Raw genomic sequence first — 24407 nt, forward strand, 5'->3', positions numbered from 1 at the left:
ATTTATTAAATTAGATTTTTTCTTTATAAGCATCAGGTAAATACGGAGCCACTATTTTTGCCTGTTCTTTGGTGATCACAGGTGCCTGATAGGTAGCAATACGATCAAAGGCCGCTTTTTTTGTCAATTCTTTTAGAGAAATACTACCTTCATTTTGCCATACATTTGGATCTTGTTTATTAAAGTATTTTGGCATCACAAATTCTTCGCGATACATTTTAGGGGTTCGACCTTTCAAAAAGCTCCCTCGTGGACCAGTTTTTTCAATAAGCGTCAGGCAGCTTTTTTCATCAGAAATATCGATACCCTGTTGAAGTCGTCGTGAAAAGCTAATGTTTTCTTCATCTAACAGGAACTTTTCATAGCTGAAAATATTAAAGGAACCCATGATCCCACAGGCATGCAGGATTAGGTCAGTACCCGCTTCAAGGGTAGCGTTGATCATCATCATTGATTCAGAGCCAGACTGGAAATCGACATCTTTGGCATCACTGAGGCTGCCGCCGGTACGGCTTGGAATATGATAATAATCAGACATCGCCACCGTCGCATAAACCATCAGGGCTGTTTCAGGAGCACCGATGCTAAGTAGGATACTTCTTAAGTTCGTTGAAGATGAGGTATTGCCATAAATCACCGGGATACCAGGTTGGGCCAATTGGGCCAATGTTATTCCAGCTAAAATTTCCGCATTGGTCATGCAAAGTGTGCCAAAAACAGAAGGGGGTCCAGTTAAAGCCGGCATGGCACAGGGTGTGAACCATAGTGGTTGATTTTCTTCACAAAAGGCAAACATTTTTTCCAGCGGCGCAAAATCATAACACAAAGGCGAGAGTGAATTGACACAGAAAGAATTAACATAACGATTATCATCAACAACACCCTCAAATTGCTTGATCATTTCAATGCTTTTAACAGTTGTTTTAAATAATTTTTCATGGGGAATGGTAAATGTATCCGGATCATAGCACGCGATTTGAGGACTGTATTTTAAAAGCATTCCAACATTGGAAAAAGTTTTTTGATCTTGTGTAAATCCACTAGTATTTGGGAAAAAGTCCATATACTGATAGTTCATTTCCGGACTAGTTGCCGATAGTTTAAAAACGTTGATGGTGTCATCGTTGCGAAACCGGCGAATTTCTCCATCATCCTGGACATACACACAACCACAGGCCGGCATATTAAGACGGCTGCCGTTTCCAATCGTGATGGAGCCTTTGGTTGAGTACATATCAAAAACTTCGGGGCATTGTTTTATCGAATCCATAATGAGCTGTTCATCAAAGTAGACGATTTCATCTTCAACAAGACAACCGTGGCGTTTGAAAAGTTCAAGTGCTTTTGGGTGTTCAAAGCGAACTCCCACTGTTTTTAGAATTTCCAGGGATTTTTGATGGATTGCTTCGACGTCTGTCTTTGACACATAATGAGAATACTTTTTCATAATTAGAATCTTCTTTCTGAGAATTTTAATTTCAATTTTAAACCGGTTAATTTTGATGATTGTAATATAACATATCTTTACGATAATGTCAACAAATATTAACCGGGTTAAATTCGTAAAAAATAGTACTTTTAAAAATATATTGACTTATCTAAAACCTTGGAGTAGAATTGGAAATAATTTAACCGGGTTAAATTTTGCAAAAATCAAAACTAACTGGAGGAAGAAATGAAAAATTATCGTAATTATGTATCTCAGGCAATGATGGAAAAAATTCACGAGCAATCATTGAGAGTTTTGAAAGAAGTCGGAGTTCGCTTTGAAAACCAGCGTGCTCTTGATTTATTCAAAAATAATGGCGTCAAAGTCGAGGGTTCCGTTGTATATTTAGACGAGATGACGGTTGTCAATGCCATGAAACTGGCGCCTTCATCTTTTGAATTATCTTCGAACACCAAGGGAAACCTCGTGATTGGAAACGAAAGTCGTATTACAATGCCAAGTGGCGGACCAGTCTATATCACTGAAAATAGTAAAATAAGGAAAACTGTAAACAACGACATTATCAATATTTTGAAATTAAACTCAACCAGTACTGAAATCGGTTATCAATACATCGATTTTTTACCAAATGATGAGCATTTTACGAAAGAACAGAAAATTTATTCTTCTCAAGCACTATTATTAAAATACAGTAAGCAACCAGCTTGCATCGATCCGAATACTTTTTTAATGGAAAGCACGTTAATATATGACGCAACAAAAAAAAGCATTGAAATCATACGGGAGTTTGAGGGCTTCGAAAACAATGATAAACATGTAAATTCATTCTGTGTCAATTCAATTTCGCCTTTGTGCTATGATTTTGCACCGCTAGAAAAAATGTTCGCCTTTTGTGAAGAAAATCAGCCGCTATGGCTTTCTCCCTGCGCGATGCCGGCATTAACAGCACCGCCTTCGGTGATGTCCACCCTGGTGATGACGAATGCCGAAATTTTAGCAATTAATGCCTTAGCCCAAATGATACGGCCAGGTGTCCCGGTTATTTACGGCAATACTTCAGCTGCCACAAACCTAAGAACCATTCTGATTAGTTTTGGCGCCCCTGAAACGATGTTGATGTGTTATGCGACAGCGGCCATGGCCGATTACTATAATGTGCCCTGTCGCACCGGTGGTGCTCAGTCGGATGCCAAAGATACCGATTACCAGGCTGGAGCTGAATCGATGTTTATGATGCAAACTTCAATGGAGTGCGGAACTGACCTCATTTTTCATGCTAGTGGCATGATGGGGAGTATGAATTTATATAGCTATGAAAAATTTATTTTGGATGAAGAATGCATCGCTTTTGCCCGAAGAATGGTTAAGGGCATTGATGATTCTGATGAGAAAGTGTGTTTTGAAGAAATTAAAAAAGTCGGTCCTCGCGGCTCATTTCTTACGGGAAGAACACCTAAAATGTATCGGGAAGAATTTTATCTGCCCAAATATTTTAATAAACAAGATTCCAATGTTTGGCAAAACGAAGGTTCAATCTCAATTTTAGCGGTGGCACAAAAAGCAGTTAAAGAAAGAATTGATTCTTATGTGGCCCCAGAAATCACTAAAGAGCAGCAAAAAATATTAGCACTCTACTTGCCAGACCAGTATAAAGAACGAATTTAATCTAATCAGTGCGGTTTTTCTAAAAACAAACAAATAACTGCAACGGACAGTATTAAACATTACGATGATCTCTATAACAAATAGAGATCATCTTTTTTAGTACCATGATAAAACGCTGAGTATGATACTGAAAATTACGTGTTTTTTTAGAAAGCAATAGCGGCCCTCTCTTTCATATGTTTTATGCTGTTCCTGGCATCGAAAAAACTGACTCGCTCAAATAGATTCAACGACATAAACAAAACTTGAAGATAAAAGAAAAAGTGTGTTAAAATAAACTAAACAAAGGGCTACAGGAGATAAAAAAGAGAAACCGGAGAACCGCATGACAACTTATAAAAAAAGCAAAGAGACCCGTGAAAAAATTTTAGAATTTGCCAAAAAATCATTCTATGAACTTGGCTTTGAAAAAACAACAGTTCGGAATATCACTGGAAAAGCTGGGATGAACCACGCCCTGGCTTATTATCATTTTAATGGAAAATACGATATCGCTCATCAGATAATTGATGAATATCATCAAAAGATGGAGCTGCTCTTCAATGAAATGGTAAAAGAAAACTTGGATCCATTATTGAAGTTACTTGTTCTATATCGATTTGATTTAAGAGAAATGTATGAGAATAAAAGAGATTTTGATTTTTATGTCAGTGTTTATCAAGAATCCTATTATGATCAAGATTTTGTGAGGGACTGCAAAAAAATAGGAGAATACTATGATATGAACTTTGACCCTAAAAAAATAGAGATCGCAGCTATCGCAACATCAACATCTTGGGGGCAATTATATACGAATAAGGAAGTTCCTTATGAAGATCATTTTTCCCATAAGGATATTATGGATGCTATCGATATTATGCGTTGGGCATACTTGGGATTTACAAACGATTTTATCATTGAAAAAATTGAAAAAGCCGATACCATTTTGGAAACCCTTCCAATGGTGAATATCCTCCTTTTATCGCCTGAAGCAGAAAGACCTTCACTTGACTACCCTAATTTTTAAAATATGGACTGGGCTGTGTCACATCAATGCCTTTTTCCTTTAATCCTTTATCAATCATCTTATTCATCCGATTGGCCATCCCCCAATAAACTATCCCCGGCAATTTTAATTGGGCATTACGATATAATGCCGCGGTCGAATTTTCTCCATTTGCAACATGATTTAAAAATTCGTTAAAAAACCGGTTTGCTTTTTTTCCATTGGGTAATTTATCTAATGGCTGTCCATTTAACATTGCCCCTAAACCGATGACAAAGCCACCTTTATAATTTACATTACCCTCTTTGGCAAACAGTTTCAGCATTTTCAATCCGGATTCATGGGTATGGACATAGGGCATTCCCCCTTGAATGATCCCATAGAGATTTTGACCATGAAGAATTGTTTTATGTTTGATGATTTCTTCCAATAGATAAACCGTATCCGCTGGGTACGTGTTGATATAACAGGGACCAACCATGATAACAGTATCGGCTCCCTCGATGGCACTGAGTACCTGCTGCAAATCTTTTAGATGAGGGTATAAATGGACAATTGCTCCCTGATGCTCGCGTTCATTTAAAAAGCCCAGACATAAATTGCCCAGCATTACACTTGTTCCGTTTTTTTTAGGGCTTAGGTTAATGACTACTGCTTTCTTCATCTGCTTATTTCCTCCACAATTTTCATGATGATTTTTTCACTGGCGTCATTGTCCAGCACATAGGCATTTCCAGCAACACTCATGATATTTATATTTTCGGCAACCAGGTTTTCAAACGCCTGTTTTTCTTCTTCACGGCAATGATCTTTTATGCCAATCCCATAGAACCCTTGAATATTGTCCGCCATTTTTTTTACCAGTTCTCTATTTTTCAGGTAATAATGGCGATCCCCAATTAGCGCGCATTTATCAAGCACCCTTTTTGTTTTAAATGAATAGGATCCCCAGGTAACAGGGGTTACCCACACCATAATATTCGACCGAACTAAGCTGCCAAAAATCCAGTCGCCATCATCTCGGTGAATGCATTTTCCATAGGTTTTGTCCGTACACCCTCCACAACTGAAGCATGGTCCCATGTTGACATCGTCAAGAGAAATATATTCCACCTCTGCGTCTCTTTCACATAATCCTTCATACACTCTTTTGCCGATATTTTGACTGGTATCATCTGATAAAATGGTTATCATTTAAGCCCTCTTTTCTATAACTATTTTTATAAACAATTCTTCACTCAGTAGTTTTTTATCTTAATGAGATTCCGCTCCATTTTCGCAATGGTCGCTGTTGTTATCTTTAAATTTTCATCTTCAATGCCATCATATAATGCACTCATAAATTCTATTTCTTTCTGCTGATATTTTTGTGATAATTCAAAGCTTTTTTCTTTGCGCTTAACTCGGGTTTTTCGCCGATCCTTTTCATCTCGATAGATTTCCACAAACCCGGCTTTTTCCAATTTAAGGACAATCTGCTTTATATTTTGATGGGAGCTCCCAATGGTATCTGCAAGCTCATTCATGGTTGGCGGATGAGCTTCAAAAATCGATATGCCGGCCATTACAAACCATTGCTTACAGGTAAGCTCCTCGTAAAATCCATCGCCAATGGCTTGAAGTCTGTTTCCTAATGCAAACAGCATACCAAATAAAAAATGTTCGTGATCATAGCTTGTTCCTTCCATCCATTACACTCCTCGTTTTCATATTTCGACAGGCTGTATGCCCAGTTATTTGATACACTTTTTCGGTATCAAATCATTTATGTAATATATTACATAAATGATTTGATGTCAACATTTTTTATGCAAAGCAAGTTCTTTTTTTAAATCACAAGCCTTTTCCTCTTTTTATTTTCTTGTGTTGGGGGTATTTTAACATCAGCAGTCAGCATGTCTTCTATTTTTTATCTATTGAAGATTTGGAACAGATCAAAATCCTAAAAAAAGAACATATTACCGGTATTTTGATTTTTTATCAGGATCACTTTGAATACGCTGATATTATAAACCAAACCTATCCAGATATTGAATACTTCTATGAAAAAGATGATCACTTCGTTCTTGTCTCTCATTCTAGAAAAATGGTTTTTCTTGTTAGAAAAGCTCAATTCCTCCAAGGTAATTCAGAAATGTTTGGGCAATTCATAAATAAGAAACGTAATCATATTTGAAGCGTAGTTCTTGGTAGCGGAAAAGGTAGGTTTCTACTGGCAATTACGCACCCCCAAATATTTTTTTTTAAAAGGAGCTATTTCCCTATCTGAATGCTAAAATAAAGATATCAACTTCTTTGATTTTATTTCCATCACATTTTATGAAATCAAAATGCCAGTAATTTTGGAGGTTTAAAATTGGAACCTAAATTCATCGTTCAAATCGACTGTACTAAAAAAGAACTTCTTAAAGCTTGTTATGATTATCGGTATGAGGCAGCTCCTTTATATAAATATTTAATAGCCGTCGCTCTTTTCTGTTTTGCTGTAAATTTTTTTCCATCTCTTTATTTGTTCTTTTTTTCATCTTTATATCCAGATTATACGAATATTTTTCTGCTTCTTTGTATCCCTCTATGCTTTCTAGCCATGCTTCTTTACGTTTTAAACATTCCGCGTATTTGGCAATACCGTACCATTGGAACTCAATATAATGTTACTCTAAAAAAACTATTCCTGCTTAAAAAAAGTGGAACCACTGAAGATTTGGAAAGAATCCGGATAATAAAGAAGGGCCATATTTCAGGTACTCTGAATTTTTATCCCGATCACTTTGAGTACTCAGATATATTGAACAATACATATTTGGTTCAATATATTTACGAAAAGGATGATCATTTTATCGTCGTCTGTCATGCTAAAAAAATGGTTTTGCTCATTAAGAAAAGTCTTTTTCTTAAAGGCACACCTGAAGAATTCCGGACATTTTTGGATGAAAAGTATCAAGCTGTTCATCCAGGTGAAAAGCATCAAACTGCATCATAGATTAAAATCAGTTCCTTTTTTTAATCTTACTTCTGCCTTGTTGCTAAGACCATTAATATGGATAGTCCCGCAATTGCAGACGTCCCATTGTTGATTTACAATTAAAAATGACCCAACCTACAACTTCGAAAAGTTGCCTTGCCTTTTAATATCAATTAGCAGTCAGGCCTATGCTGCCCAGTAAGCGTTTGAATAAACCAATCAATGGTTGTAGACATAAGTTGATTAAAAACTCTCATATCACCAGAAAAGAGATTGAAAACATGATCAGCACCAGCAATGATTTCTGTTCTAGATTGTTCATTCTGTGAAGATAAGATAATTTCCTCTCCGGTTATTGGGTTAACTGTCACATCAGCGGAACCATTTATTGTCATTACTGGGGCGTTCGAATTTGAAAACACTTCCAGAACATCGGTAGTATGTACATCATCAAACCAACTGAGACCTAGTTGAAGTGAACCGCGCCAGGGAAACGTTAAATTATAGAAACCATCCCTTTTTGCAATAGCATAATTTTCTTCCGATACCATTAAAGTGAGGTCAATGGATCCAGCCCAACAAAGAACCGATTTATATAACTGATTGGAACCGGCTGCCAGTAAAGCAATCGTCCCACCTTGACACCATCCCATAACTCCGATTCGATTGGGATCAACAGCTTCGAGACCGCCAATGTAATTTTGGGCAGCATCGGTATCGGAAATGGCGGTTTTAAAATTATAATTGATATAATCTTCGCTACTTTCGCCACTTCCAATAAAGTCAATACGAATACTCGCAATTCCGGCATCGTCAAGAGCATGTGCGGCAATTTTATATCCATCAGCTACTTCATTTTTATCTGATCCTGTCCCATGAAGCATCACGACGGCAGGAAATGTTCCTTGGCCATTTGGCAAACAAATAGCAGCCGGAATTTGATAATTACCATTTTGGATAAAAACAGTTGATTCCGTAAATTCGGGAGTTTCTGTTTCATTTAATGCTTGTGTTTTTTTATACATAACATCTCCTTTTGAACACTTATCTAAACATTACAATATTTGTGGAAATAATTTCTAAAAAAGCGAAAACTTAAAACAAGCTATCACGATTGTCCGACTTAATAATTTCCCATTTCTTATTATTGTACCTTTGACTGGTTCATTTACTCCAACCTGGTGTGACATAGTCCAACATCACCCACAAGAATTCTTCAAAATCCATTGGATAAATATGAATTTGATTAACTTTTTCAAATCATACTTTTTTCTTTAAATTTACCAGATTATAGACGGATAAGTCAAATAAAACGCATTAATTTGATACTTTATTTGACTTATCTGTGTATTTTTTAATAACTAGGCGCAAAGGAATAATAGTGGTTGCTCATAACAATTATTTGTTATTGAATTCATTATAGCCCATCATTTGGGAATGGGTGCAGAGCTACGTGTTTCACTACCCGTCATCAGGACAATCCGACCTCGTACTGACCTGATGACGGCTTCGAATATCTTAAGTGCTATTGCCTCCGCTATCTTTAAATTCAATGATAGTCATAGCATTCTGGTGTGGATGCAGAATAAAAAGGGTTTTGATTGGAGAATTCTTAAAGGAAACAGCGATCAAAGTTAGTAAAATGATATTAATGAGCTCGTCAAAAAAATTGATTGCCCCGGTAGTTATGAACAGTCTGGAAGACAAATCGGATGACGAATTGGGCTACACGAAGTATGATTATCGAAATAAGGAAACAAACAACCGCCGAAACGGATACTCCAGAAAAAACGGTCTATTCCAGCTTTGGTGATATTACAAGAAACCAATAAGTTAAGTAGAAAGACCTTACCACCTACTACGTGGAATAACTGAAGGAATGTATTCTGTTTTTTCAATCAACTCTAGATGATCCTGCTTATTATTCATTTATCCCTTTCTGCTGATATCACAATTATTTAAAACACCAACATCTCACTTTCACCATCTGGTTATTCCTCTAAATTAAAAAGCTTTTTATATTGCATTTCAATTGTTATTATATGCCTTATCAATAATTATCTTTGCTTTTTCAAAATCCTCTTCTGTTTTAATAAGAATCTGTAAATCACCAGTACCAAAATGACCAATTCCTGTCATATCCCTTGTGAAACCATCTACAAGGTTTATTTCATCCGGGTTTAACCTCATGTGCAACAGAATCTTGCTTTGATATATTTCAGCACAGATAAAATTTTTTATTTTTTTGAAAGCAACATACAACTTTAGTTGATTTTCTGTTATATCGTCTCCCAATGACAAAATATAGTCTTTAATGGTTCCATAAATATCTTGTAGTTTTTGGGGGGCACCCTCATATTGTTGTAAAAATGTTTTATCAGTTCCACTTTTTTTCGGCAAAGTAATACTTAAGTTCTCTATCATAGGTTTAACAGTCGGTGCATTAAGATGCTCAAATAGTATTAAATCATTCCCAAATTTTTTATATCGCACAAGTTTTATATTTCTCTGCATTTGATTGACAGCATGTTCATCAAACTTTGTAAAGTCGCTAGCAATACAAATAACACAAGGAATACTCCAGTCAATTTCATTTGCTTTTTTTATGCCCAGAATCTCCATGACCAATAATTTAAAATCTGCCATATGATCTAACAGCCAGTCAAGATAAAATAGTCCTTGATTAATAACATTTTCATTAACACTGCGCTTGTACTCAAAAATAACAGGACAGTTATTCTCGTCAATTCCTAAGCTGTCAATCCGTCCATTAGTTATTTGAAACTCACTTTTGAGAAAGGTTACTCCAAAGAAAGCTGGCATATTCTTTTCAATAAGTATTTGAAGCTCCTTCTCCAAAGTAACAGAGGTGGAAGGAATCTCAGAAACACCATTTTGTACAGAGAATAATTTAATTTCAGCCATTTAACCACTCCTTGATGTATTTCAATTTTTAATTACCATCTTGATGCGATATAATCAATTTTATTAACGTTACGACTAATTGTATCAGAAATATAAAATAATTAAAGATATTCTTCTCACTTTATGTTTTTTAAACGACAAAAAAAACCGCTACTTTACGTAACAGGTTCTATCAAACATCAATGTTGATGCGTATTTCTTGGTGGCGGAGAAGGTTATACTTAACTCAACTTTTCGAAATTATTTTTCTTTTTTAATCCCATATATTTCACTAGATTAAACAAATCATTGCGTTTTAGCTACTTTCAAGTCTGTAACGTTTATTTCAAAAAAATTGTTCCGCTAAAAAGCAGCTCAATTTTATCGTATCCGATTTGTATTTTGCAATGATGAATGATAAAATTATAATATTGACCTCTTAATTCAAATATTCGAAAAATTTTCAGTGCTTTTGACACGGTCTTTTATTTCATTGGAAAATAACGTTACAGGAGATAAACTATGGAACCTGAATTTATCGTTGAAATTGATTGTACAAAAGAAGAATTATTTAAAGCTTGCTATGATTATCGGTATGAGTCTTCTTCTTATCCAACTGCGAGCAAAGTTTTTATTTTCTGTTTTGTTATCGGTTTTTTTTCAACTCTTTTTTTGCTAATTATTCCATCACCTATTTTTCTGAATAAAGTTAATATCTTTATTCGTATTATGGCACCTGCATACTTTCTGATTACAGCTCTTTACTATTTCAACGTTCCACGACTTTGGCAATATAGCACCATTGCAACGCAATATAATATTAATCTAAAAAAACTATTGATGTTAAAAAAAAATGCTGCCGCTGAAGATTTGGAACAGTTAAGAGCTATAAAAAAGGGGCATATTACAGGCACTCTGATTTTTTATTCCGACCACTTTGAGTACTCTGACCTGCTGAACAATACCTATCTCGTTCACTTTGTATACGAAAAAAATGATCATTTTATCATCGTTGCCCATAAGTATAAAATGGTTTTTCTCATTAAGAAAAGCCTTTTCCTGAAAGGAACTCCAGAAGAATTCCGAACATTTTTGGATGAAAAACACCAGGCTTCACGTCCAGGTCAAAGAGATAATACTTCTCAATAGATATTCATCAATTATTTAAATGGAACTATTACACTAGATGATTCCATTTGAATCATTTTGCAATAGTTCCTTATTGTTATTGCTTCGTTATTTTAAATTACTATTCTCTTCTGATACTAAACCTACCAGTACCAATAATCCGGCAATCGCTGTTCCACCGGCAGCAATTGGTGCTTCTGCAAGCAAAATCATTGCTAAAACAACAAGTGCAACTACTCCCGTCAATGCTATTATGCCCTCTTCAATTTGATTCAGTTCATTCGAATTATCAGAATTCTTCTTGATTGTATAACACACTTCAACATAAATTGTTTCAGTATCAGTGCTACTTTCATGAATATCCTGCTCAACCTGAAGGTCAATTTGCAGATTTCCGGTGTCATCGATTTTAAAAGCAACAGTCATCGAACCATGTTCAACCGTATTTGCAATCGAAACCACTGGTTGCAAGGTTCCGGAATCTCCAAAAATCACTTTATTGCCTGCATCCATGCTATTAAAAATCGATTGTGCACTGGAAAACTCAACCTCATCAAATTGACCATTATTAATTGAAAGTGTGGTTTTATTGTTGGACGGCACACTCTCTTTATCAATAATGGGTGTAAACTCTCCACTGATACCCATTTTATATTGTATATCAGCGATAGGAGTCGTGAAGCTATAGGTTACATCATTTGCCCAGCCGAGAGTCGGTGTCAAGTTAAGGGATTCCAGTGTATATTCGCAGAGAACCCGAGGTAAATTGGCGACGGTAACCGCGTCAACCCCATTATCTCTTCCCGATGCAATCACTTTATCAACGTCCATAGCCAGCCATCCCTGTCCAACCGTTACTTCGGCATATTGATCAAATGCCCAATTGGATGGGATTGTCTGGCCAATATTTCCTGAAAAGCCAGTGGACATATCGCATACATAACTGGCGACCGTATAACCTGCATTTGCAACCTTTTTGCATGAGCTTCTTGATGCGTAAATCCCTACCCGGTAATCAGAATTTTGACTCAGTGCTGTCTTTAATGCACTGAAATATGGGATAATATTTGATTCGACTTCATAATCATATACGTCAAAGTCAACGGCAAAATAAATGATTGTTGTTCGCGGCAATCCCAGCCGATCCGCTTTTTCAATGGCATACAAAGCATCTTTTGTTCCTTGAGCGCTGGTGAAATATCCGATTTCAGTAACACGATCCGCATTTTCATCACTTCCGGATCGTTCAAAGATTGGAATAAAATGAAGTCCGGTTGCCAATATACTATCAATCTCTGTCAATGTCACTGGCCAGTATCCGCTCAGATAACGTCCCACATAGTTAATACCCGTATCTTTTAAATAACTTGCTCGTGCCGGCGAAATCCGATAGGTTGTATCGACTGCATTTGCACTCCGGTTCACATTTCCTTTGCTGACAAGCAATGCTGCCCATGTGGACAGACCCACGATTCCGTCAGCATCCAGGGCCATCATTTCCTGGAATGCAATCACTTTGTTTTCTACCCCATAGCCAAAGCCACCATCAAAATCTCCGGGATCAAAGCCATTGACATACAATAGATGTTGTAATAAAAGAACAAACTCCGTTTCGTCACTCCATATGGATATCAGCGGTGCTGAATTTTCAGTCATTAGACCGAAAACACCGTTGGGTTCGGTAATTCCCTCGGCTGCCTGGAATGCATATAAAAGGGCATTACAGGTGTTTCGTCCATAAATACCATCGCAGGGAACAATGTTCAAGTCTTTCCAAAAGTAGTCGCTATATTTTTTGTTTAAATTCTTCTGAATTTCCCGAATTCGAGGATCTCCGTTCGAAATCAGGACGACCGCATCGGTGCTTAATATTCCTTTGAAAATTTTCGGTGTAACCACACTGTTCGCTACAAATCCAGCTTCTGACTGGAATTGATTCACACCTGAGATTGTATCACTGTCAAAAGTTCCAGTTAAATCGGCTGATGAGAAACCTTTGCACCATAATGCTCCCTGGAGAATCTTTACTCCATTTCCCGTTGCTCCACTTTGAAGTGTGGGGCAGGCTACGACGGTTGCGGGACCAAACTCTCCCGTTGGACCTGCAATTCCAATTTCAATCTGTAGTGCTGAAATCAAAGAAGCGATTGTTCCATTACCGGTTGCTCCATCTTCATCACAATCGATATAACCATTTCGTCCCAAATAGGTATTGTTTAACCATACCTGTGTCATTAATACTTTTTGATCCATTTTTATACCTTCTTTCATAAATTATTTTATGGAATTAATAGTGTGCACGTATCAATTCAGAAGGACCAGTCCTTTTTTCTGCTTTAGTTTTACGCCCTATGCAACTTCGGGCAATTTTTCTTTGCTATGTTATCAGTTTATCAAAACATTTCTCATTTGGCTGTATACAAAGTGTCCGTTTTATTTTTAACCTCTAGTAACAATCTCGATTATTTCATCTTTTTATCGGCTCTTGCGGAAACCGTTCGGATATAACCATAATCATGATTAAGCTCATCGGCAATTTCGACAAGACTTTTCCCCAAATATCGATGAGCATAGAAAACTTTTTTCTCGAGTTGATTCATCTGTAATATTGACTCTTCAATGATTCGCTTGCTTTTGTTTAATAAGAACAAGCTTCTGTTTTTTTCTACAATAACTTCTTTCAACCCTTGAATCTCTTTGAACAAATCCATTTTTTTCTCAAATTCTCTGGTGCTTGCTTCGCTTAATTTTGCTTCTAATTTGCCCAGACGACCTTCGTATCGCTTTTTTTCTTCTTGCTCAATGATTAGTTCTTGATTCAAATCCATCACATTAACGTGTTGATCAATCGCGCTTTTATTCCCCTTTTCTTTTTTGGCTCTCCGTCGATTATCGGCAACTTTGGGATTGCTCTGTAAATTCATTTTTTCCCACCTTTCATTTTTTGTATAGAACATATGTTCTTTTTTTTATTATCATACGCCTTATATTTCTCTCTGTCAATCATCTTAAAATAGAGCAAGGCTAATTTTCATTCGGTCACACAAAAAAAATGATTCAGTAAAAAAATGTTTTACTGAATCATTTTTATAAATTTTAAAAGATTCGCCTTTCTTTCACTAATCGCCTGAGTTTAAGCATAACTCTGACGTTCTATATTAAATCACCTTATTAATCTGATACAGCTGATCTCTCAGATTAGGTTTTGCATAATGTCATTTCCTGGCTTACCCTTTCGATTGTTTCATCGCATATTCGACAAAGTAAGATAATCCATTCATAATGTTCATAGAAACAAAATTAAGGAGAAATATACAAATGATCAATCTTAAAACCATGTCTGAACTTTATTTAAACTACTGTCAATATCAAAAAAATCTTAATGCTAAAACCTTGAAAGCTTATGGGATTGACATCTCCCAATTCTTGTTATTTATGGGCGATACCAATGGACAATTAACAAAGATTAATTTATCCAATTACGCCATAGTTCTGCACAAGACTTACAAACCAAAAACAATTAAGCGAAAAATAGCAAGTATTAAAGCTTTCTGTGGTTGGTTGGTATATGAAGATGTAATAATAGAAAATCCTTTTTCTAAACTAAATTTAAAATTTCAAGAACCATTCATTCTACCTCGAACAATTCCACTTGACGTAATTGAAACACTTTTACAAACGGCCTATCAAGAAATAAATTACGACTCTAATACAGCTTATCAAAAGCTAACATGTCTCCGCAATATAGCGGTCTTAGAGCTCTTGTTTGCGACTGGCGTAAGAGTATCAGAACTGTGCTCGTTAAAATCAGATGATATAAATCTTATAAATGGATTTGTACGTATTTATGGAAAGGGTTCAAAAGAACGAATAATACCAATTAGCAACGCCGACGTGCTGTCTGCAATAAAAAAATATATGACTGCCTTTACTAAAAGCATCGACAGTTCAGGATATCTTTTTATCAACAGAAAAAACTGCCGTTTGTCAGAACAATCTGTTCGGTTTATGATTAATCAATATACAAAAAAAGCAAACATCGCTACACATATCACGCCACATATGTTTCGTCACTCATTCGCGACACTTTTGCTTGAAGAAGATGTGGACATCCGCTATATACAACAAATACTAGGGCATAGTTCAATAACAACAACTCAAATATACACACACGTTTCTACAAAAAAGCAAAATGATATTTTAACTTTAAAACATCCACGAAATAGAGTTTCAATAAAATAAACAAGTATGCGAATATAAGCATTTAATCAGTCGTTATCTATCCCCCTCTCTGAATGAAGGATAATTTGTAATTATCAGAGGTTTATCAAATGGAAAAACTTATAGAATTAGAACAATTTGCAAAGTTAACAGACTGCCAGTTGTTAACTAATCAGGAATTAGAGAAAATTGATTCAGTTTATCCTATTAAAATATCGCAACATCTAAAAGAAATGATAAAGATAACATCTTCAAAAGCAATTGCATCACAATTTCTGCCTAATCTCAATGAAATACAGGATTTAACTGGAATTGGCGCTTTTTTTCCTGATGAAATCCATAATACGAAATTATTAGTACAGAAATATCCAAATAGATGTATGATTTATACTACAAGTATTTGCTTTGCCAATTGTCGTTTTTGCAGTCGAAAAGAAAAATGGAATGATTATAACTCATTCTCATATTATTTGTTTGACGAAGCATATTCTGAAATATGCAAAAACAATTATTTTCATGAGGTTTTGCTAACTGGAGGTGATGTACTTACTAACAGCGATGAGCAAATAGAATATATGTTACGAAAACTAAGTCAAATTAAACATATAAAAACAATTCGATTAGCAACTAGAGCATTTACGAGTAATCCCTTGCGTATATCTTCAAAACTATGCGAAATTCTAGATCGATATAACAAAGTAATTATAGTAACACAATTTAATTCCGCTGATGAATTTGGATCAGATACAAAAAAAGCTCTGCAAATGATTCAAAAAGCTGGTTTGCCAGTTTTAAACCAGTCAGTATTACTAAAAGGTATAAATGACGAGTTATCCTTAATGATTGAACTGTTAGAAACTTGTGCTGAAAATCGGGTAATTCCTTATTATTTATTCCATTGTTTTAATATTAAAGGCGTGCAACATTTTCGAACAAATGTTAATAGAGGAATTGACATAACAAATTCTCTAGTAGGAAATATTGGAGGTTGGTTAATTCCTCGCTATACTTTGATACCTAGTTCAACAGGGTTAAAAATACCAATGTGTTCAAATGGATTTGTAGAATCTGAAACAAACTTTCTTGTAAAAGATTACACTGGCAGGATAATTGAATATATTTAATAAGATCGTTATGAAAATTGTATGACGCTCTAAGATGATATAGAAAAAATTGTAGTTGTCCGCAAAATCGCAGATGTGATTTTCTCAAACTAGTATTAAGCGGAATTAACTTCACAATTTAGAAGAACAAAGGTTTCCATATTTAAAACTATTATGCATTTTACGAAGTAAAGTTACTTTGCAAATGATTTTTTTTGTTTGCATACTCACCAAGTATTTTAAAATTGATTTTTCTCATCATATGATTTTGGTGGAAATTGTTAAAAGGGTAGGCTACTATTCGGAAATTCAATACAAGCACATTCTAAATTTTGAATTACTGTAGCACTAATTATAGAACATTAATTCACCAAGTTGCCATTCTGAATTGTAAAAGGCCAATCGTCTATCACAGTCATTTGGCGCTAATGATAGTTTGAAATTATTATTAGTGATGCTTTTATTGCCTTCTTTCGATCTTTTCATTAAATATAAATACTTGTATTTCAGTTGCATATATTGAGGATGCTTGCTAATTCTTTCTATCCTTCCTTTTTTTAAATAATCCGAAACTTTTGTCATATTTTTATTTATGAAATAGTAACGAGCTAAGTTATAATAAATATTACTATAGACAACAGGATCAGGACAATTTTGCGCAGATTTCTCAGCATCTTGAAAATACTTCAAAGCTGTAATCACATCATATTTCATAAAACACACCCCTAAATTGTTATTTACATAGGCGTATTGTAATGGTGACATAGCGCCTTTTAGCGCTTGCAGTAAATGGATTCTTGCTAAATCTGGCGACTCAATAAAATAATAGTATAAACCTAAGTTGTTTTGTACAAAGTGTTGCTCAATGATTGCTGTTTTTTCAAAGATATTTAATGATTCTTCTAAATTGTCAAATGCTAATTTAGATTCTCCTCCCATCAGTTGTTCAATTCCCAGATTATTTAAACTATATGCTAATTTATGAACATGAATTTTAGAATTTCTGAAAGTAGATACAGCTTTTTCCAATTTGTCTATGCATTCATCATATCTCATAGCTACCATTTGGCACGAAAGATGATAAAGTCCTTGTGCATAATAATCCGTTTCTTTAGCGGCTTTTTCAGCCCCTTCATTATAGACTCTAATTGAATTATTGAAGTCTCCGCACAAGTCATAAGCTGATGATAACAGTAGCATACAATTATGGTATATATTTCTATCAATTTGATTTACTTCTTTGAGTAACATTTGCATACATTCAATTGAATTTATGTAACTATTCTGATAATAATAAGCTTTTGCGACTGTATACACCATCTCATAGTAAAATTTTTCAATTTTAAGCATTGAAAATTCTTCAGAAGTGAATGATTTGTAAATTTCTGTACAATTTTTAAACTCCTTTACAGAATAATTGGCTTCAATTAAAATTGATTTTAAAATAATGATATTCGCTTGATATTCGTCACTAATTTGCTTTTTTAATATGCTATCGATAATCTGGATAGCGTTATCCGGATTACCATTTTTCACAAGGGATCGAGTATAATTTATTGCACTTTGATAAAAATCTTGATATCGTTTCAGATTCCAATATAAATTCATAATTATGTATTCGTTTTTTTTGTTTCTAACTAAATCCAAATATCCCTTCAAAATTCGTTTATAATATGCTTTCTTTTCATAGTTAGATTTAAGGCTACTTGAACACATATAATTTGAAATGAGAGTGTATTTAATTTTAAAACAATTATTATCTTCATCATATACAAGCAGATTCTTCCTTTGCATTCTCCCTAATTCAGAAGCGTAATTTATAATATTCAATTCATCTAATATTGATCCTAACACATCTTCATCTATAAATCCGCCCGATAATGCAACATACCATAATATTTTATTTTGAGATTCAGTGACACTATCTATAACACGATTATAAAGTAACTCAAGGCTTTCAATTTCAGTTATTTTATATGAACCGCCATTTAACTCCAATTCGTTCAAAGAGCAATTAGAACTAATAACATTCAGGATAAGAGGTAGGCCTCCACTTAAATTATGAATATTTTGAATCATTTCATCAGATTTTTCAAAATTACGATTGTATTTTTGACTAATATAAAGAGCAGTTTCATCTTCAGAAAAAGAATTTATCGGTAGCTGCTTATAGTTGGTTAGTCCCGATTTTTCTAACATATATTGAACAACTACTGTAGAAAAGTATTTGTTATCCATAGTACCGATATCTTCTTTCATAGAACAAAGTAAAGAAATTTTAATATCAGATTTTAGCAATTCTTCAATGAAAATTGAAGAATTGTAATTCATTTCTTCACATTCATCCAGAATTAAAAATAGACGAAAGTTACTCGTTTGACAGATTTCTTTTACCATACGAGCAAGTATAATGGGAAAATGATCTTTGTCAGACTCTCTGATCGAAGCTGAATAGTATTCAAATTTAGATGCGATTATACTTTTGAGAATCGATATCAAATGTAATTCTGATTTAACTCCTAATTGAGCAGCTTCAGTATAAGCTAAACTACCATTTAATCCAAAGTTTGAAAGTAGTGATTTAAAAAATTCACTACTTTCAAATTTTTTTGTTTTAAATTTAATACCGCTTTCATCGACAAATTTTTCTACGGTTTTTTTTAAAAAGAGGTAACTATTTTCAGAATGTTCAGAAAAATCTAAAACTAACCACAACTTTTCTTTTAAGTTACTTTCTCTGAATTGATTCAAGAAAGTAGTTTTGCCTACTCCATATACACCTTTAATAATTAGTAGCGACTTTGTGTACACATCATTGTTAATAAATTCATTTATTTCAGAATTTAATGTTTCACGAGATATCAGCATAATTCTTGCCCCATACCGGATAATTACAAATTATCCTTCATTTAATAATTTATTAATTTAAATTATAGCATAATGATTCATCAATTGCACTCTTAACAATCAAACGAAGCCATTATATTTCATTTTATTTAATATTTACGCAACGAATGATGTCTGTTTATATTATTCATTGCGATTGTGAATAACATATTCAAAATTTTCAAACAAAAAAAGATCATTTTATGATTGATTTCCATTCTATATTTAGATATTATTTTCACCATTCCTTTAAAACTATTTTTATTAAACGCGATTCCAGAAAAAAATTACTTATTTTATTAGAAAAATGGCTCTGTAATATTATTTTTTAACCATACAGAGCCATCAATTTTTAAATTGCTTTCTTGCTTTTAATCATTTACTCCCAAAAAATAATTCTTAATTTTTTTTAAAAACATCTGCCCCCATTACCTCTATTTAAGCGCTAATCCTACATCCATTAAACCACTTTCCTTATCTGATACTGCCGATGTAAATGGTAATATAAACCATACCGATTTACGCCATTGAGAACATACAGGTTTTCGCCACAAACCATACATCTTTTCGCCAACAACCATACAACTTAAATTCAAACCAGCTCTTATCTTTGGTAAAATAGATTAAACAAAGAGAGACGGGAGCGGTAGAAATGAAAGGATTTAAGATGTATCATCACATACAACAACTCAAAGAGTTGGGATTCACGCGATCACAGACAGCGAAGCAGTTGCTGATTAATCGTGAAACCGCGACACGTTATTGGGATATGACAGCCGACGAATTCGAAACGCAATTATACAGCATCAATCGCGAAGAATTACTTTCAAAATATGAAAAAATCATTGTTGCCTGGTTGAATCAGTACCCGACAATGACCGCTGCGCAAGTCTGCGATTGGCTCAAGGAGCATTACCAGGAGGATACCGTCAGTCGGTATGTCAAGGGATTACGGGAGAAATATCAGCTTAAAAAGTCCAAACAGCCCAGACAATACGAGGCCGTCGCTGAACTGCCCATGGGCCAGCAGCTTCAGGTGGACTTCGGTGAAAAGTGGCTGCAGTCGATCAACGGCCAGCGTGTCAAGGTTCACTTCGCCGCTTTCGTTCTGGCCCACTCCCGCTACAAATGGGGATATTTTCAAACCCGGGCCTTCACAACATCCGATCTTGTTCGCAGTTGTCATGATTGCTTTCGCTATCTCGGTGGCATGCCATTGGAACTTGTTTTTGATCAGGATAGTATCGTTAGTGTCGCAGAGAACGATGGCGATATTATTCATACCTTCGAGTTTGAAAAACTGCGACAGATGTGCAAATTCAAGGTGTTCTTATGCCGGGCCGCCGATCCGGAGAGCAAAGGTAAAATTGAAAATGTGGTTAAGTTCATCAAATATAACTTTTTAGAAAACCGCCTTTTTTCCGATGAAGAAATTCTGAATGGGTCATTTCTGGAATGGCTGCAGCGAACCGGCAATGCCAAAATCCATGGCACCACTAAAAAGATTCCCGCACTGATTTTTGAGGAAGAACGCGAAACATTAAGGCCAATGCTGGCGATCCCATCACATAACACCGCGAAAATCCCGCGAACGGTCCGCAAGGATAATACCATCCTTTATGACAACAATCGCTATTCTTTACCGCTTGATACCTACAACAACCATAAAGAAGTCGAAATTAAACCCAACGATGGAACGCTCAGAATTATGACGATGTTTGATGAATTGATCTGTGAACACCAGCTATCAACCGGTCGGGGCCAATTAATTAAATGCTCTGATCATACCCGTGATGTGACGAACTCGGTCAACAAAGCGCAGCTGGCGATTGACAAACGGCTTTTGTATAAAGCAACGGATTTTCTGCAGGTCATCCGCACCGAAAAATCCCGTTATGCCCGTGACCAGTTTAAACTGTTACAGGCACTCTGTGATAACTATTCGGTTGACGCTGTTCTTAACGGCATTGACTACTGTCAGGTGAGCAAACTCTTTGGAGCCAGCTATATCAGGGATTTTTTAAAGTATAATGCGAAACCGAAACAGGAAATCGTGCTCAATACCATTCCCCTCAGCAACAGTAAATATCATGTCACGACTGAAAAACGTTCGCTTGACCTTTATGTGAAAGCAGGTGGTAAACCGTGAATGCACGGATTCACCACGTCAATGCGTTAGTGTCAAGTCTGCGGTTAACCGCTGTGGATTTTGATCTTCTTTATGCCAATCAGAATGATCTGACGCCGCTTGAAAGCGTTGAGGTATTCCTGTCAGAGCAGCAACGACTCAGAACCGAAAAGCAGAACATCATCCGGCGCCGACGTGCCAATCTGCCGGCAGAAAAAAACCTGGAATCCTTTGATTTCGGGTTTCAGCGCAGTATTACGAGGGAACAAATGCTGCGGTTGTCCGATATGACCTGGGTCGAGCAGGCCTACAATATCTGTTTTCTGGGCCCGCCTGGGATCGGAAAAACGCACCTGGCCCTATCACTTGCGGTCAAGGCATTGGACTTGGGTTATGCCGTCGCGTTCACAACATTGGATGAACTCATGATTATCCTAAAAACGTCGCAGATTTCAACAGCCAGTAAAAGGCGGCTCAAAATACTCAACGCGGCTGCACTTGTACTCATTGATGAAGTGGGATTTATGCCGCTCTCGACAGTCGAAGCCAATCTTTTCTTTGGCTTTGTATCGTCAATGTCTGAAAAAACATCGATCATCATTACTTCGAATAAAGGTTTTGATGAATGGTCAGACTTCATGGGTGATCCAACCATTACGACTGCCATTCTGGATCGGCTCATCCACCATTGCGAGATTTTAAACATGACAGGTAACAGCTACCGACTGCAACATAGAAAATCAATTATCTAACTCATATGTTGTATGGTTTGTGGCGGAAAGTTGCTGGTTTTACTTGACTGCTTACGAGAATCCAATGAAACTGGTTCATTATCAATAAATGTTTTTATAAGTGTCTTTAGATTTTCATTTCCTTCATCGCTAATGAAACTAAAATTTAATTCTTCTTTAATTTCAAGCAGCTCAAATAATTCTTTTATTTTTAATAAGCTATTTTGGGTCGAGTAAATTTTTTTGATTGCCTCATCATCTACGTTCGCTTCGTTAATTGGAAGCCACATCTCTCCGATTGTAATTCTTTTCTTTTCTATCATTGCTAAATAAAATTCAATATCTCTAATTCTCTCGGGTAAACTTCCACGAATTTTCAAAGTTATTTTTTTTGATTTAAAATCTATTTCTATACCTTTTCCTATCCTTAATGTTTTGCCCTTTTTTGTATGGAACACATTATATTCAGTATACATGACATCCTCATTAACTTTGATGTCTTTAATTAGTGTTTCCATGACCGAATCAAAAGTGACTTTTTCAATGGGGAAAAACACTTCATATTCGGATGGTTTAAAGTAAATATATGTAGGATGATTAAGCGTATATTCTATTGGCGAGGATTTTTCAAGACCCGGACCACTAAAACCAAAATGAAAACTCATGATGGGTAAATTGGAATTTTCAACATCTTCTAATGAAAGATATCTATGGTCAATTGCACCTTGAAGATCTCTATTTCTAATAAAGTTTGTAAAAACATCTCTTATTTCCAGTTCATCTGTAGGAAACGCTATTAACTCAATCGTTTTACTTTTTTGATCCTTTGCTTCTTTTAGTAAACAGGTTAGATCGAATGGTAATAACGTATTGTAATAGATTTTGTAATCATCAAAATTTTTCATATAAATAACAAAATAGATCACTCCAGAATCGTTTAAATAATTTCTCAAATCGAACACATTTACAGGATAGGTTATCCTATCTTTAAATGATTTTTTATTGTAATGACCTTTTACTTGAACATCAATTTTTCCAATCAGGTCTTTTTTCTTTGTCCCCGGTTGGTTATAAATAAAAATGTTTCCATCCCATGAAGGCGTTTTATCATTTTTGGGAATTTCTGGAATAATGTACTGGCTTCTGGTTAAACTATCTTCCAGTAACATGATTGCCCGCATTTCAATTTGTGTTTTGTTCATCTCCAATAGTATCAGCTTCCTTTTTTTAGAATTTAGTTGCAATATCGATGCTATTACTTTCAATCATTTGCAAAAGATTACCTGAATTAATCTTTCAGAATATTTTTTCAGAATTTTTAATCCAAAAACATTTTATAAACTTATGCCCTCTCTGCTCCAAATATTATTTTTTCACTCATGTTTCGTTATGCTATAATACAAATGATATAAGAGTGTTCAATATAACAGCTTCAACAAAAAGTAATACTTCTTATGGTCCAGGTGAAAAAGGCATCAAATTTCGGATTCAGACTTCATACTTTAGTGAATTTAGACAACGGCCTTGACTTAATAAAAAAAATAACTGCGATTGAAACTTCACTTAAAACCATTGAATGGCTTTCTCCATTAACCAACGATGTTTTAAATTTTGAAGTTTATGGCCACTGTTATGAACAGTGGCCAATGAATTATTTTTTCACCCATTTATGACCTGGCTTCTGAGTTGGAGGTAACCGATCACCTGTACCAATATTCACGACTCTTGGCTTATTAATTTTCCCACCTTGGGGGCCAACTTCAGTATATTTACCGGGTGTTTTGTTATCTGTACCAGGTTTTATTAGTTCTGACATAGTTTTCTCCTTTCCCACATTAATCACAAGATATGGTTGTTGATATATATTTTAACACTATATTTTGTATTATGCAATATAATTATCAGGAACGCAATTATATTTAATACTATTATTCAAACTTGAAACAAGAGCTTCTCTGAAGAAATTCTTAGCTTATCGATATTGTATATACAAATCATTTTGATTTCTTTATTTAAAGCCTCTCTCATGCAATATTTATTTTACATAAATACTCCCCAAACTTAATCGCTTCTCTGTTAAGCCATTTGGTAAAAGAATAGGTCGATGTCCATTTTTCTCCAATAAAAAAAGCCACCTTAAAGGTGACCTCTATGCTATCTGTATGTACAACAACTCTGTGTATGAATTTATTAATAAACCGTCGGATTTCGGGTATTTTCTGAGTTCGTACCAATTCCTTT

General features: G+C 35.1%; 19 protein-coding genes and 1 pseudogene. 9 read left to right on the forward strand and 11 right to left on the reverse strand.

The features are described 5' to 3' along the window. Nucleotides 1-10: 10 nt before the first annotated feature. A complete protein-coding gene (locus FZC41_RS04415; protein WP_148566183.1) occupies nucleotides 11-1447 on the reverse strand; it encodes a trimethylamine methyltransferase family protein in 1437 nt (478 codons plus the stop codon). A gap of 228 nt (nucleotides 1448-1675) precedes the next feature. On the opposite strand from FZC41_RS04415, the gene FZC41_RS04420 reads away from it, so the two are divergent. Next, nucleotides 1676-3115 carry a trimethylamine methyltransferase family protein gene (locus tag FZC41_RS04420; protein ID WP_148566184.1) on the forward strand — a complete coding sequence of 480 codons (1440 nt, stop codon included), beginning with the start codon at nucleotides 1676-1678 and terminating at the stop codon, nucleotides 3113-3115. Between the two features lie 325 nt (nucleotides 3116-3440). Beyond that, on the forward strand, nucleotides 3441-4121 hold the full coding sequence (locus tag FZC41_RS04425) for a TetR/AcrR family transcriptional regulator (RefSeq protein WP_148566185.1): 681 nt from the start codon (nucleotides 3441-3443) through the stop codon (nucleotides 4119-4121). On the opposite strand, the gene FZC41_RS04430 is transcribed toward FZC41_RS04425, so the two are convergent. The 3 genes from FZC41_RS04430 to FZC41_RS04440 are packed head-to-tail and all read right to left on the reverse strand — an operon-like array spanning nucleotide 4111 to nucleotide 5788. After that, nucleotides 4111-4764 (reverse strand): hypothetical protein, encoded by a 654-nt coding sequence (locus tag FZC41_RS04430; RefSeq protein ID WP_148566186.1) that lies wholly within the window; start codon nucleotides 4762-4764, stop codon nucleotides 4111-4113. The genes FZC41_RS04425 and FZC41_RS04430 overlap by 11 nt on opposite strands. Next, nucleotides 4761-5294: a flavodoxin family protein gene (locus tag FZC41_RS04435; protein WP_148566187.1), complete on the reverse strand. Its 534-nt coding sequence runs from the start codon at nucleotides 5292-5294 to the stop codon at nucleotides 4761-4763. The genes FZC41_RS04430 and FZC41_RS04435 overlap by 4 nt, the downstream gene beginning before the upstream one ends. Nucleotides 5295-5338: 44 nt before the next feature. Further along, nucleotides 5339-5788, reverse strand: coding sequence for a MarR family winged helix-turn-helix transcriptional regulator (locus FZC41_RS04440; RefSeq protein WP_148566188.1), 450 nt, complete (start codon nucleotides 5786-5788; stop codon nucleotides 5339-5341). Nucleotides 5789-6456: 668 nt separating this feature from the next. On the opposite strand from FZC41_RS04440, the gene FZC41_RS04450 reads away from it, so the two are divergent. Further along, nucleotides 6457-7083 (forward strand): hypothetical protein, encoded by a 627-nt coding sequence (locus FZC41_RS04450; RefSeq protein WP_148566189.1) that lies wholly within the window; start codon nucleotides 6457-6459, stop codon nucleotides 7081-7083. Between the two features lie 155 nt (nucleotides 7084-7238). On the opposite strand, the gene FZC41_RS04455 is transcribed toward FZC41_RS04450, so the two are convergent. Beyond that, nucleotides 7239-8090, reverse strand: a complete 852-nt coding sequence (locus tag FZC41_RS04455) for an alpha/beta hydrolase family protein (protein ID WP_148566190.1) — start codon at nucleotides 8088-8090, stop codon at nucleotides 7239-7241. Between the two features lie 527 nt (nucleotides 8091-8617). Here FZC41_RS04455 and FZC41_RS17865 point away from each other — a divergent pair. Next, nucleotides 8618-8882, forward strand: a pseudogene (locus FZC41_RS17865) (hypothetical protein); the annotation flags it as partial. Between the two features lie 211 nt (nucleotides 8883-9093). On the opposite strand, the gene FZC41_RS04460 reads toward FZC41_RS17865, so the two are convergent. Further along, a complete protein-coding gene (locus FZC41_RS04460; protein WP_148566191.1) occupies nucleotides 9094-9990 on the reverse strand; it encodes a DUF5655 domain-containing protein in 897 nt (298 codons plus the stop codon). A gap of 501 nt (nucleotides 9991-10491) precedes the next feature. On the opposite strand from FZC41_RS04460, the gene FZC41_RS04465 reads away from it, so the two are divergent. After that, nucleotides 10492-11118 carry a hypothetical protein gene (locus FZC41_RS04465; RefSeq protein WP_148566192.1) on the forward strand — a complete coding sequence of 209 codons (627 nt, stop codon included), beginning with the start codon at nucleotides 10492-10494 and terminating at the stop codon, nucleotides 11116-11118. Between the two features lie 87 nt (nucleotides 11119-11205). Here the strand turns inward: FZC41_RS04465 and FZC41_RS04470 are convergent, their stop codons facing one another. Then, a complete protein-coding gene (locus FZC41_RS04470) occupies nucleotides 11206-13350 on the reverse strand; it encodes a glycoside hydrolase domain-containing protein (RefSeq protein WP_148566193.1) in 2145 nt (714 codons plus the stop codon). A 209-nt stretch (nucleotides 13351-13559) separates the two neighbouring features. Beyond that, nucleotides 13560-14021: an RNA polymerase sigma factor sigma-70 region 4 domain-containing protein gene (locus FZC41_RS04475; RefSeq protein WP_148566194.1), complete on the reverse strand. Its 462-nt coding sequence runs from the start codon at nucleotides 14019-14021 to the stop codon at nucleotides 13560-13562. Nucleotides 14022-14415: 394 nt separating this feature from the next. Between FZC41_RS04475 and FZC41_RS04480 the strand changes: the two genes are divergently transcribed. Both FZC41_RS04480 and FZC41_RS04485 read left to right on the forward strand, forming a co-directional pair. Next, nucleotides 14416-15339 carry a tyrosine-type recombinase/integrase gene (locus tag FZC41_RS04480; RefSeq protein ID WP_148566195.1) on the forward strand — a complete coding sequence of 308 codons (924 nt, stop codon included), beginning with the start codon at nucleotides 14416-14418 and terminating at the stop codon, nucleotides 15337-15339. An 89-nt stretch (nucleotides 15340-15428) separates the two neighbouring features. Then, nucleotides 15429-16442: a KamA family radical SAM protein gene (locus FZC41_RS04485; protein WP_148566196.1), complete on the forward strand. Its 1014-nt coding sequence runs from the start codon at nucleotides 15429-15431 to the stop codon at nucleotides 16440-16442. Between the two features lie 327 nt (nucleotides 16443-16769). Here the strand turns inward: FZC41_RS04485 and FZC41_RS04490 are convergent, their stop codons facing one another. Beyond that, nucleotides 16770-19289 (reverse strand): tetratricopeptide repeat protein, encoded by a 2520-nt coding sequence (locus tag FZC41_RS04490; RefSeq protein WP_148566197.1) that lies wholly within the window; start codon nucleotides 19287-19289, stop codon nucleotides 16770-16772. A gap of 670 nt (nucleotides 19290-19959) precedes the next feature. Here FZC41_RS04490 and istA point away from each other — a divergent pair. Continuing rightward, on the forward strand, nucleotides 19960-21456 hold the full coding sequence (gene istA, locus FZC41_RS04495) for an IS21 family transposase (protein WP_148566198.1): 1497 nt from the start codon (nucleotides 19960-19962) through the stop codon (nucleotides 21454-21456). Next, on the forward strand, nucleotides 21453-22187 hold the full coding sequence (gene istB / locus FZC41_RS04500; protein ID WP_148566199.1) for an IS21-like element helper ATPase IstB: 735 nt from the start codon (nucleotides 21453-21455) through the stop codon (nucleotides 22185-22187). Before istA ends, istB begins: the two co-directional genes overlap by 4 nt. Here istB and FZC41_RS04505 read toward each other — a convergent pair. Both FZC41_RS04505 and FZC41_RS04510 read right to left on the reverse strand, forming a co-directional pair. Then, on the reverse strand, nucleotides 22184-23374 hold the full coding sequence (locus FZC41_RS04505) for a DUF4365 domain-containing protein (protein ID WP_148566200.1): 1191 nt from the start codon (nucleotides 23372-23374) through the stop codon (nucleotides 22184-22186). The two genes, istB and FZC41_RS04505, sit on opposite strands and share 4 nt — an antisense overlap. 443 nt (nucleotides 23375-23817) lie before the next feature. Continuing rightward, nucleotides 23818-23982, reverse strand: a complete 165-nt coding sequence (locus FZC41_RS04510; protein WP_148566201.1) for a YjzC family protein — start codon at nucleotides 23980-23982, stop codon at nucleotides 23818-23820. Nucleotides 23983-24407: the final 425 nt, after the last annotated feature.

The sequence above is a fragment of the Acetobacterium paludosum genome, assembly GCF_008086595.1.
Classification (GTDB): domain Bacteria; phylum Bacillota; class Clostridia; order Eubacteriales; family Eubacteriaceae; genus Acetobacterium; species Acetobacterium paludosum.